Consider the following 12317-nt stretch of genomic DNA (forward strand, 5'->3'; position numbering starts at 1 on the left):
CCGACTGAGATTACATAAGGTGTCAGTGCGTTTCAGTTAAGAATTGCACACAAGCCATGACAGCAAAGGCAATGCTGGTTAAAATGCCTGCCAAATAAGAATAATGACAGAGCAATTTATGAAAGCACACACCTCACTTAAAACCAAATTATTACTATTTATCGGTTTATTCTTTATCTCTTTGGCATCCCAAGCGGGTTACTTTGGCGTCGCGCAAAACTTTAATAGTTCTGCCACGTTTAACGACCAAGATGATGGTTTTCGCGTGGACTCTGGCAGCAATGTTACTCCTTGGCTCGACTTAGAGTGGAGCTACATAGACTACGGTACGTCACGATTTGATGACCCTAATTTTGTATTAGGTGATGATGACGATGAAGATGACAAAGATCGCTTTGAAAACATTGGTTACGGCGAAGATTCCGTTAATGAACAGACAGCACGATTCAAAGGGCTATCGAGCATCCGCACACAAGGGGTTTCTGCCGGTTTAAAATTCAAAAAATCCGTTAATAATTGGATGCAGATATACGCTCGTGCCAGTTTTTTAGCCTGGCACTCAAAAAACACCAACGTTACCATTTTTGCGCCACGCCCCGGCTTTGATAGCGATGGCAATGAATTGCCAGATGGCTCAACCGATACCCCAAACAACTTGAACGACTGCGGCACAATTACTTATTGCCGTATTGAAGACAGCAAGAGCCCTAAAGATAAATGGGCGGTGGATTTCTGGTATGGCTATGGCGCAATCTTTAAACCTTACAACTGGTTAGCCATACGCGCCGAATATTCCATCGTGACACTGAATGCTGTTGAGTTCCCTAAAGGCAAGTTAGAAGGCTTTTCAACTGGCTTCGAAATCCATTTTTAATCCCACCTAGAGTCAAATGTACCCAGACTTGTTACTGACATAGTTACTATGCGTAACAAGTTCGCAACATAGTTATGCTTCTCTTAACCCGACTACTAAAAAAAACCTAGCCCGTACCTGCCATCTTTAGACATTGAATGATAATGGCACATTATGTGCATTTTTATTAACAGGACAGAGATCCCATTTAAAATAACAATAACAAAAGAAAGGATCAGTACGGTGACATCCGACTGCATATCTGTATCACTGATTAACCCTGTTATCAGCCATGTTAAATCCCTAGGATTCGACACGGTCTCTGCTGTAACACAAGCGGATATCAATCCCGACTTGCTGTTAGACCCTGATAACCGCATTACCGTCGCTAAAGTTGATGCCCTTTTCCAAGCATTGGTAAAGGTCAGCGGCAAGAGTGACTTGGGGTTAAGCGCTGGCGCCAGCCTAGAAGCACGTTCCTACAATTTATTGCAGCACTTGCTTTTATGTTGTTCTACCTTAGGTGAAGCACTCGTATCCCTTAATCGTTACTACATCCTGTTCAGTGATGAAGCACCGCCAACTTTCAGTCGTAAAGGAGATGGGAGCGTCAAAATAACGTTCCCTATTTGCCAAGATATTGACGAACAACAACGAGTCCGCATGGATTTGATGTTATCTGTTACATGTCACTGGCTACGACAAATTTGCGGGCGTGAATTCAAGCTAACCCAACTTTTGTTGCCGTTTTCAGCACCTAGCTACGAAACGTCTTATGAAAGATGGCTCCACACTCCGGTCCGGTTTAACTGTCAGGAAGTATCAGCAGTATTCCCTGCTTTCTGGCTTGACAAGCAACTTCATCAAGCAAATACCCACATTATGAATATGATAAAAACAGAAGTGAAAAACCTGGCAGAAAAAATCAATAATCGTGCATTGCTGAGCGACCGAATTCGTCAAGCAATTGTGCAGAATCGTATTGAATTCAGTGCCACACAAAAGGAAGTAGCCGAGCTATTTCACATCAGCTCGCGCACTTTGAATCGTCACCTTCAACAAGAAGGGACATCACTCAAATCGATTTTGACGCACTCACGCATCGAAGAAGCAAAAAGTTTGTTAATGGACAACAAACAAAGCATCGAGCAAATCGCCATGAAGATTGGCTTTTCAGGTCGTCGCACGCTAGATCGTATTTTTATTAAATACGTGGGTATGAGCCCCGCTCAGTACCGCAGCAACCGCACCCATGAAGCCCACGAAAGCAGCAGCGAAGTCGCTTAATTTTCTGGAGATACTGTGTGGAATGCATTGCATTCCACACAGAGAACACTCGCGTTAAGACCGCGTGCCTTGAAGCCCCCCCGTATGTATGAACAATACACGACTGCCCCTGCGTATCTTTTCTTGCTTGATTAAATCCACCAATCCATAAAACGCTTTTGCGGTATAAACAGGGTCTAATGGTAATTGTGTTTCGCCTTGTACCTTCTGTATAAAATCCATTAATACTTGATTACGTTTAGCATAACCTGAAAAATGATAATCCAATTCTAAGCGCCAGTTGGTCATATGTGGTTTTAAATACGGCTGCACCTCTTCCGCCATCCATTTAGCACCTTTTAATACGGGTATGCCTATTATCTGAACATGAGGCTCACTGGCACGTATAACCCCCGCTAACGTAGTGCCAGTACCGCAAGCCAGCACAATAGTGTCGTATTGAGACTGGTCGACATTTTTGAGAATTAATTCAGCACCTTTAACGCCTAACTCACCCGCCCCCCCTTCTGGAATCCAATATGGCGCTGGGTATTGATCAGCCTGTTGTTTCACTAAAGTAGAATCTTGTTTTAATTTATATTCACTTCTTGAGAGCGGCTCCAAGTGCATCCCCCAATGCTGACAGTCTTGCAACGTTGGCGTTAACACCTTTAACTCATGTGCCTCAGCACGAATAAAACCAACCGTATTAATACCTAATTTATGACCAACATAAGCCGTAGCGTGCAAATGATTACTGTAGGCCCCACCAAACGTCAGTAAGGTTTTATGATTGTTTTTATGGAAGGCATTTAAGTGGTGATAAAGCTTAAAAAATTTATTACCACTGACCACATCATCAATTAAGTCATCACGCTTTATGTGCAAGCAAACATTAAACGCATCAATGTCCGAAAGCAGCGCAAGAGGGTTAATGATAGGATTTTGAAGTTTTACAGAAAGGGAGTTCATTTAAATACTGCAATAATAAATGTGTCAGTTTCCATAATTACAACGCTTACTCAAGCGGTTTATGCTGATCGCAGTAGATGTCTTTAGCTACATCAAATATTTTAGGGTTACCAATTAACGCAATATCTTCATCACACACGACACACTGCGGCGAATCATGATGTTTCAGCCATATGGCGTATTCAGCTTTTGCAAACGATATTTGATGAGCCGCATAGGCAATAGGGTCATCTAAATAATCAGCAAGCTGGTGGGCGTGCAAATTGATATGGCCAGCACCTGGGTGAAACACAACACTCATCACCTCATGCTCTTGCATCTTTTGAATAAATTGAACATTCATTTCCGCCGTGCTCTCATTAGGCTGATCATTCGCCTGCGAGCGACGCAATTGATCAAGCAGCACTTGTTGCTCACGCACCTTCATATTCAATCGCTCGTTCTCACGGCGCAGCTCATGCTCATCAAGTGTTGATCGTTTTTGTGAAAGCTCAGAAAGTTGCTTAGAGGCACGCTCTGTTAATAACGTTTGCTGTTCAAGCTCTTGCTGCACCTGCTGCATTTGGTTGCGATAAGCCGCCTCTTCATTGCGCAATGTTCGCTTAATATCAACGACATCATCAACCGAGTCTTCCTGCGTTACGCCATGCAGTAATTCACCCTGTGCGTCATCTAGCGCTTCGGTAATAGCAGAAAACACAACGGTAGATGGGTCCCACAAATTTTCTTTATACCCAGAGATCGGGCACTGGCTGCGACAGGCTAAACGAATACGACCTGCACCAAAGTCAGGGCCTGGCCCTGCTGAATCACATAACCGCTGTAAAGGTAATGGCAAGTCTGGTTCGCAATACCCTTCGTCATCAAATGCAATCACGCAGCATACCAACGCCTGAATCAGCCAATCATGATTTGCCTGTACGTAAACTGCTTTGTGATTGCCGCTGATATTAGGCAGCCCCATCTCACCATCCAGCAAGGCATCCATCTCGTCCTTACCTAAAACATGAACAACCTTGCCTTCATCAAACACAAGCAGGGTTTCAATATGACTTGAAATGGGGTGAACCCAATCTAAGGCCGTATTTGCCATAGTATGTACCTTCATTAGCTTCGTTTCAGTGTAGGTCAGTTCAAGCATTCAAGATGTGATAAAGCTTACACTTTCTCATAGCAACCTAGCCATAAGTCGTCAACTTAAGCACCCCGTCACAAACAAAAACACCCCTAGGCTTTCGCCTAGAGGTGTTTAAAGTACATCAATTAGTGAATTAAATAGCAGCCGCTAACTCTGTTCCTTGCTTAATGGCTCGCTTAGCATCTAGCTCTGTCGCCTTATCGGCACCACCAATTAAATGCACCCCAATACCAGCCGTCTCTAACGGTGCCTGCAATTCGCGCAACGGCTCTTGCCCTGCACAAACAATGACATTGTCTACCGCCAATAGCATTGGCTTGCCATCCACCTCAATATGCAGCCCTTGATCATCAATTTTAAGGTAATCCACCTTATTGATCATTTGCACACCTTTGTGTTTTAACGTTGTGCGGTGAATCCAACCTGTGGTTTTACCCAAGCCAGCCCCAACTTTTGATTTTTTACGCTGTAACAAGAATACCTCGCGAGGAGACGCCTCAACTTGGGCCTCAGCCGCTAAACCTCCTGCGTTTGTGACGGTTAAATCAACGCCCCACTCTGCCATAAACTCATTCTTATTTAAGCTAGGGCTCGTTTTGCCATGGGTTAAATATTCAGACACATCAAAGCCAATACCACCTGCCCCCATTACGGCAACACGCTTACCGACTGTCTTCTTGTCACGCAGCACATCTAGGTAATTCAACACCATTGGGTGATCGACACCTTCAAGCTCAGGCGTACGTGGCACAATACCGGTTGCCAAAAAGACATCGTCGAAGCCTGCATCAATTAACTGCTGTGCATCAACACGGGTATTCAATTGTAATTTGACCCCTGTTTTTTCGATCATTTTACCGAAATAACGAATGGTTTCGTCGAACTCTTCTTTGCCTGGCACTTGCTTAGCAATATTAAATTGCCCACCAATTTCGCTCGCGCCATCAAACAACGTCACATCGTGACCACGTTCAGCAGCGGTTGTAGCGGCCGACAAACCGGCAGGGCCTGCACCCACTACGGCAATCTTTTTCACTTTATCAACGGGCTGCTGAATCAGCTTGGTTTCATTACACGCATATGGGTTCACCAAACACGACACTTCGCCACCACTAAACACATGATCCAAGCACGCTTGGTTACAGCCGATACAGGTGTTAATTTCATCGGCCTTACCAGCAGCGGCCTTCGTTACAAAATACGGGTCTGCCAACATAGGGCGCGCCATAGAGACCATATCAGCCTGACCTTCAGCAATTATGGCATTGGCCACACCCGGATCGTTGATTCGATTGGTCGTGATCAGCGGCACGCTTAGTTCTTTTTTCATACGAGCCGTAATTTCAACAAACGCCGCACGGGGCACACTGGTCGCAATCGTCGGCACACGAGCCTCATGCCAACCAATACCGGTATTGATTAATGTGGCACCGCATTTTTCGATTTCTTTACCTAGGTAAACGATTTCATCCCATGTACTGCCATCTTCAACTAAATCCAACATCGACAAGCGGAAGATAATAATGAATTTTTCGCCAACCGCTTCACGGGTGCGGCGCACCACTTCTTTGGCCAAACGAATGCGATTTTCATAGCTACCACCCCACTCATCGGTACGCTTATTGGTACGCGTCACAATAAATTGGTTTATAAAATAACCTTCCGAACCCATGATCTCAACGCCATCGTAACCGGCTTTTTGTGCAAGCAGAGCACATGTCACAAAGTCTTGGATTTGTTGCTCGATACCATCAATATCTAACTCTTTAGGCGGAAACGGATGAATAGGTGACTTAACAGCAGACGGGGCAACCGCTTCGTTATTGTATGCATAGCGGCCAGTATGCAAAATTTGCATGCATATTAATGAGCCTGGCACTGTGTGTACTGCATCGGTCACTAATTTGTGTTTAATCACGTCATCTTCATTGTCTTTACACAAGATAGCGCCACCCTGCACACCAACACCTTGGGTGTTTGGCCCAATACCACCCGTCACAATAATGCCCACGCCGCCCTCAGCACGCTGACGGAAATACTCAGCTTGGCGTTCCCAACCCCCTTTACGTTCTTCAAGGCCTGTGTGCATTGAACCCATCAATACTCGACTACGCGCTTTGGTGAAGCCTAAATCTAATGGTTCTAACAAATGAGCGTACTGCGTCATATCTTTCTCCAACATCAATTTTATTTTTATGTTTTTTATTTGGTTTGTGGCTAATACCTTAGTTTTCTTGCTAGTATTCGCCAATATCCTAGATGAACAATTTTCTGACCAAGTAGAACAAATGAAATTAGGCGACATCTCTGTTAGTTATGTTCGAGCTCTGCTTAGCACGGTTGACGCCCTTGGTGGTGAGTCAAAAATACTTGCGAGCCAGTTTAGCTTGTCTGATGCAAAACTTTCGCAACCCGAGGGCCGCATTAGCATTCCTCGATTTATGCGCCTAGGTTATACCGCCATTCAACAAACCGGTCGCGGCGACCTTGGCCTTGAAATGGGCAGACGTGTCAAAATTCCTTTTTTAGGCCTGACTGGCTTTTTAGCCATGACCGCCAAAGACATTGAAGCTGGCTGTAAAGTCATGGCTCATTATGAGCGATTATCCAGCACCAACTGCCGTGGCCAATCGAGTTTTTACTTAGAGAACGGCAAAGGCGTCGCCAGCTTTTATTCCATTAGTCCCTACAACGAATACAACTTATTTGTAGTGGACTCTGTTTTATCATCTCAACACAAAGTCATCGAGTGGCTATGTGGCCAACAAGGTGCGGTTGAGCGAGTTGAAGTTGAATTTGAGCGCCCGGAACACGCCGAGGCCTATGAAGCGTACTTCAACTGCCCGGTTGTATTTGGGCAAGAGCGCAACGCGCTGATTATAAAAAGTGATGCGCTAAGTTGGCCGCTACTGCAACACGATAAAAATGCGTTTTTAAATCTACAAGGGATATGTGAAGAGCGCCTAGCTAAAGCCACCAAAGACCGCTCATTAAGCGAAAAGGTCATGGATGAAATAAGCCCTTTGCTTGAAGGCCAAACGCCAAGTATTGAACAAGTGGCCGACAGCCTTGGTATGCCACCGTGGACACTTAGGCGCAAACTGCAAGACCACAATACATCTTTTCAAAATCTGCTCAATGACACACGTAAAAGCCTAGCGGAAAGCTATATGAAAGACACTGACCTTGCCATTGGTGAAATTGCCTATTTACTGGGATTTAGTTCACCGACTGCATTTCAGCGTGCATTCAAACGCTGGACAGAGGAATCACCAGGGGCGTATAGAAGAAACCATAGAGAAAGTATTGTTTAGATAAACGAGTTTTTTGGGGGTTAATCTGGCCAAGACATAAAAAGTGGCCAGCACACGGCGAACGCCGTTTTAGAAAAGTAACACTGTTTGCTTTGTTATTGAATCAGTTATTAAATCAAAAATGCTAAATTAAAGTTCAAAGCCATCGTCAATGAAATCATCATCTTCAAAGTCCATCACATCTAATAAAAGTTCTTCTTCATAATCACTCATATTTATTCACCAACACTGACAGGCTATTACCCAATGCAATATGCATCTGTTGTGTTCGCGATAAACAATATAACAATAACATGACAGATTTATTACAAAGAATAGGCCTGCTTAATAACCGTAATGAGCAAGTGCACTTACCTTGTATTTATTAAACATGCGAGCGCTGTATTAATCTTTCACACTTTTTCCCACAACAAAACAAACACATTCATCAACCTCTGCTGGCTGCATTAACTTACCAAGTCCAACTTTCATCGGCTGATAGGTCAAGCCTGACGACTCTCCTGCATCACCGCTGCACTCAAAACCATATTTTTCATAGGCAGAAACAGAGGTCAAAACAGCATTTACTGTTACCGCATCAACTCTAGCGTAAGTTAAAGTCAAAAACATGAGCCTCATACCTATGCCTTTTTCTAGTGATTAAGGTCAATAAACAGCATTGAAAAATGACCCAAGGGCTTAACTCTGGATATATTACTTTAAATACTGATTTAAATATTAAACGACGTCATGACATTGCAACGGTTGTAAGAGGTGTTAATACGATGGATCTATATTAAACGTCAATTACACGTTTAAAAAGTTACCACTAAGATGATCGGTAACGAATCAATTAAATTATCACCTTGCCCTTTGGCCAGGTGATAATTTAATGCAATGAAAAATTGACTAAACTGTTGTACCTTCCTCAGCAACCACTCCCTGACGCTCTGTCGTGACGTCATTATTGGCGTCGACTGTGGCGTCTTCCTGAAGCGCTTCGGTTTGAATATCTTCTTCCAAAACACCGCCTTCTTGAGTGGTTGATTCAATATCAATTCCAGCTTTATTGTTACGATCTACATTAACCTCGCCATTGACGACATCAACATTTACATCACTAAATAAACGCATTAAGGTTTGCCTTGTTGTATCTAAGTTAACTTCAAAACCCACTGCGTTTTCTTTTGTCATTAATGCTTCAAACACGGAATGCGCGCCACCCATGTGAGCACTAAATAAATCTGTGGCATATTTGCCACCACTTTGAGAATTGACATCCCAATCGTTCCCTTGCGTCGCAGCATAAACCGCCTGCTCCTGTCGACTACCACCTAATACCACTTCAATAAAGCGAACCGCCCTAAACGCCGTCATAGATGGGCCAAATGGTGAAGAAGGATAGGCACCATGATCTTCTCCCCCAGCCACTTCGGAGTAAGTGCTACCGTAATTTGTACCCGTCATAAAGCTCATCGCGGTTTTTAGGTTCAGCCCCGGTCGGCCTTCAGCCAATTCAGCGGGGGCTTTTGCATTCAACCCCCTTTCTGTTGCATTGGCCTTCATGTCTGAGCTAAATATGGATGCAATAATAGTGGTTAGCCCTGCCATATCTCTAGCAGTTGCAGGAGAAATTTGATCACCCCTTTGTAGATCAGCCTCTACTCGCTCCATAACAAGTTGAATCGCATGTAGCGGACTATCGGTAGCGGCTCGCTTTTGTCCTTCCGGTGAAGCCGAAACATAGTGCGAGTACTTACCGTTATCGGCCCAAGTCATGAGTGTATTTAATACAGACTCGCCATTTTCACCACCTATTTGTTGCTGTACGAAATCCAACAACCGTGTAAACGTCGCTAATTGATAGTATTGAAATGACCTAGACTCTAAACTTGCGTTAACAACTTTTGAAAGCAGAAGTGCTATGGCTTGATCTTTCGTTTTTACATCGTTTTTGGGATCAGTAACTATTTGGTCTACAGTAGCATCGAATTTCAGTTTCTCACCTTCCGTCATGCCATTATCTATTTTATTAAATGATTCAAGACCGTATTTTTCATCAACTCTACCTCGTAAAAACGCCAACACTTCATCCACTGATTGTGATATACCTTTACCCGTTTGTTCATGCAGCTCTTCATACCCGCTTGTCGCTTGTGTCACTGCTTGCAATGCACCAGGTACGGCTGTCAAACGACGCTCAGGGGCCTTTGAAATATCTTCTAAATGGTGTAATACTTTCCCCCTAACATCTGCAAGGTTTGCCCCTAAAAGAGTGCCGGCAGCATCTGTCGTTGTAGGCTTTACATAAGCTTGTGCAATCATAAGTTTCTCCTCACTCTTGTTTCTTTTTAATTACACAAACATTGCATTTACAGCATTAGACGAAGAGTGAGGTTCAGAAACGTATTCAACTGCCCCACCTAAATTTTCTAGCGACTCTTTCAACTTATTTGTGACAGATATGACGTTTTGGAGACTATTTTGAAACAGCACACTGTCTAGTTGCTCAACGTGTAAAGACAAACTTAAACATAGAGCATTGCTAATTGGATCAATGGATATAGATCCCCCCATGGTTTTATCTTGATACAAGTTAAACGCTAATGCCTTTTCAAATAGGGCCTCTTTATTTTCAGCCGGTATTTTAAAAATATCGCTATTAATAATGATATGGCCACTAGCATCTACCGCTGCAACGACAATCTCTACACCACTTTCACTGGTTAGAAACAACTTACCCGTTTCATTTAACGTTAAACTTGGGTCAACTTCTTTGAGCCATTGGTTTACTTGATCACTTGCAACAATCATGAGAATTTACCGTATTTAATAAGTACTGAATTTAGAAAAACAGACAAATAAAGCCACAGCTTCATAATCGCCTATCACTAGGTTCTAATTAAGTAACCAAAACGGTGATTTCGTTGCAAAAAATAAAACATAAAACATAAAACTCAGGAAAAAAAACCCAGAAATTTGGCTGAACTGCATACAAAATAAAAGTAATTTAAACTAGAAACAATTATTTTAAATCGCTAGCGATAAAATACATTTTAAGACGATATCTAAGCTCTCTAACACACAGCCAGACCCTTGATTGTAGTGGTACAGTTAACCCTATTGAATGTCTCTACCTCCACGACGAATATCACTTTCCCATATTTGCTAATATGACCAGAATAAATACTTGGCTTAGTGATGATTTCTTCTTCAGGGATTATATATACGTGAGTTCTATTCATGACTTTTAACGAATGTGTAGAAAAATACGATAATCAGACATATCTCCCACTCTGCAAAATTTCCATTTAATTTCGCTCTATTTTATAGAGCCTTGCAATATTGGCAGTGATATTTAAGTAAATCACTCACATTGCCAAATGTGAGTATAGTGGCTTACTAATCTAAGTTATTTAAAGATGCCAATATTACTAGGAGGGGGTATTTTTTGTGTAACTACTTATTATGCTTGAAATACGGCTCCAGTAAGCTCAACCAACTTCTTAATATATTGTCATACTCATCAATACATATTTCCGCTCTTTCATCCGAAAAACCCAGCTCTTTTTTCAGATCCCTATATTCTTTGGGTTCGCTTCCATACACATGGCACAGCGTGCTGTAGAACCGCTGGGCATCGAGACTATGTTCACCCCAGAAGTCCTCCTCTTCAAACTCTTCTACATCTTCACTCTCAAGGTCAAACAAATCGGCTGCACTGATCGCTATTTCAGCGCCACTTTCAAAATATTCGATCAGTAACACATTTGCTAGACTATCTGCTGCGTCCTCTTCTTTTCCGAGTACTGGAAGCTTATATGTAAATATAAGAGCATGAGCAAGTTCATGAAATAATGTATGCATAACTGCATCCATAGTTGCATCAGCTATACTCACTCCCGTTTCAGAATATTTTGCATCCTTGAAGCGATCTTTTACTTCTTGTATAAACGTGTAGGGAATAATAACTTCATTTGAGGTTGGGTCATATAAAGGGCCATCTTCCCCGCCAATCTTAAAGTATAGCGTTTTTGACAATAAAATTTTCTCGTTTATAAATACAGCTACATTTTCTACCACATTTGATACCCTAATTTCTTTTTCTATAATGACCTCATATTTATTAAAAGGCTTCTCATATACAATGCGAACCTCACTCTCAGCAAACGCTGAAATGGTAAAAAAATATAAACAAATAATTGAATATGATATTTTCTTCAAAAATATTTACCTTTTATATTAAACGCATAATGAGGCTGTAGAAAAACCCACAGCCTAAATGTACTAATAAGAATAAGGTGAAAATCACCCTAAACATGAGTCTCAGTTTAAAACCTGTATAGATTTCGCCACTAAACCTTCTATAAATTTAACGTAGATCGCGTTTATTTTTCATATTAAGGTTTTTCTACAGCCTCAACGCTTAGCTAAAGGGCGTGCGTCTAGCACGTCCAGTGAAGGCCGTCTTTTTGGCCGTAACGCATTTCAGCGCATTGTTATAAGGCATTTACTTTGTATCGCTCTTAAGTAATGCAGAATGGTATTCAACTATTTCTGTGATTCTAATCATTAGATCAGAGTTCCACTCTACGCTATCAGAAGTAAACCTTGTGATGGACTTTACGCTATTGCTAACATCAGATGCATGCTCAGACGAGTGCGCATTAGCCGAAAGCTTACGAAGATGGTTTAGACAATAATCTTCAATAGAACCTTTCGCACAATTAGAATTAGCGATCTCTTCACAGTGTTTATCAATTAGCTCTACAAAATCGGTGAAGTTTGCCAAATA

11 protein-coding genes are annotated in these 12317 nt (G+C 42.3%); 3 read left to right on the top strand and 8 right to left on the bottom strand.

Translation table 11 applies throughout. The annotated features are described in order from the left end of the window. Positions 1–118: 118 nt before the first annotated feature. Entirely contained in the window at positions 119–874 is a 756-nt protein-coding gene (locus tag ACU6U9_RS18620; RefSeq protein ID WP_446736492.1) for a hypothetical protein, read from the top strand. 222 nt (positions 875–1096) lie between these two features. Then, a complete protein-coding gene (locus ACU6U9_RS18625; protein ID WP_446736493.1) occupies positions 1097–2140 on the top strand; it encodes an AraC family transcriptional regulator in 1044 nt (347 codons plus the stop codon). Between the two features lie 54 nt (positions 2141–2194). On the opposite strand, the gene ACU6U9_RS18630 is transcribed toward ACU6U9_RS18625, so the two are convergent. From ACU6U9_RS18630 to ACU6U9_RS18640, 3 genes are all read right to left on the bottom strand, one after another. Then, entirely contained in the window at positions 2195–3091 is an 897-nt protein-coding gene (locus ACU6U9_RS18630; protein WP_446736494.1) for a 1-aminocyclopropane-1-carboxylate deaminase/D-cysteine desulfhydrase, read from the bottom strand. Between the two features lie 46 nt (positions 3092–3137). Then, positions 3138–4184, bottom strand: a complete 1047-nt coding sequence (locus ACU6U9_RS18635) for a hypothetical protein (RefSeq protein ID WP_446736495.1) — start codon at positions 4182–4184, stop codon at positions 3138–3140. Positions 4185–4362: 178 nt separating this feature from the next. Further along, positions 4363–6396, bottom strand: coding sequence for an oxidoreductase (locus ACU6U9_RS18640; RefSeq protein ID WP_446736496.1), 2034 nt, complete (start codon positions 6394–6396; stop codon positions 4363–4365). A 28-nt stretch (positions 6397–6424) separates the two neighbouring features. Between ACU6U9_RS18640 and ACU6U9_RS18645 the strand changes: the two genes are divergently transcribed. Continuing rightward, positions 6425–7543 (top strand): AraC family transcriptional regulator, encoded by a 1119-nt coding sequence (locus ACU6U9_RS18645; RefSeq protein ID WP_446736497.1) that lies wholly within the window; start codon positions 6425–6427, stop codon positions 7541–7543. A 384-nt stretch (positions 7544–7927) separates the two neighbouring features. Here the strand turns inward: ACU6U9_RS18645 and ACU6U9_RS18650 are convergent, their stop codons facing one another. From ACU6U9_RS18650 to ACU6U9_RS18670, 5 genes are all read right to left on the bottom strand, one after another. Continuing rightward, on the bottom strand, positions 7928–8161 hold the full coding sequence (locus ACU6U9_RS18650; RefSeq protein WP_446736498.1) for a GNAT family N-acetyltransferase: 234 nt from the start codon (positions 8159–8161) through the stop codon (positions 7928–7930). A gap of 270 nt (positions 8162–8431) precedes the next feature. Next, the gene (locus ACU6U9_RS18655) at positions 8432–9847 is read right to left on the bottom strand and encodes a hypothetical protein (RefSeq protein WP_446736499.1); all 1416 of its coding nucleotides are present in this window, start codon (positions 9845–9847) and stop codon (positions 8432–8434) included. 30 nt (positions 9848–9877) lie between these two features. Next, positions 9878–10336, bottom strand: coding sequence for a CesT family type III secretion system chaperone (locus tag ACU6U9_RS18660; RefSeq protein ID WP_446736500.1), 459 nt, complete (start codon positions 10334–10336; stop codon positions 9878–9880). Between the two features lie 645 nt (positions 10337–10981). Then, positions 10982–11746, bottom strand: coding sequence for a DUF4344 domain-containing metallopeptidase (locus ACU6U9_RS18665; protein ID WP_446736501.1), 765 nt, complete (start codon positions 11744–11746; stop codon positions 10982–10984). A 286-nt stretch (positions 11747–12032) separates the two neighbouring features. Next, on the bottom strand, positions 12033–12314 hold the full coding sequence (locus ACU6U9_RS18670) for a hypothetical protein (RefSeq protein ID WP_446736502.1): 282 nt from the start codon (positions 12312–12314) through the stop codon (positions 12033–12035). Between the last annotated feature and the right edge of the window lie 3 nt (positions 12315–12317).

It is taken from the genome of Pseudomonas sp. HK3 (genome assembly GCF_052920985.1).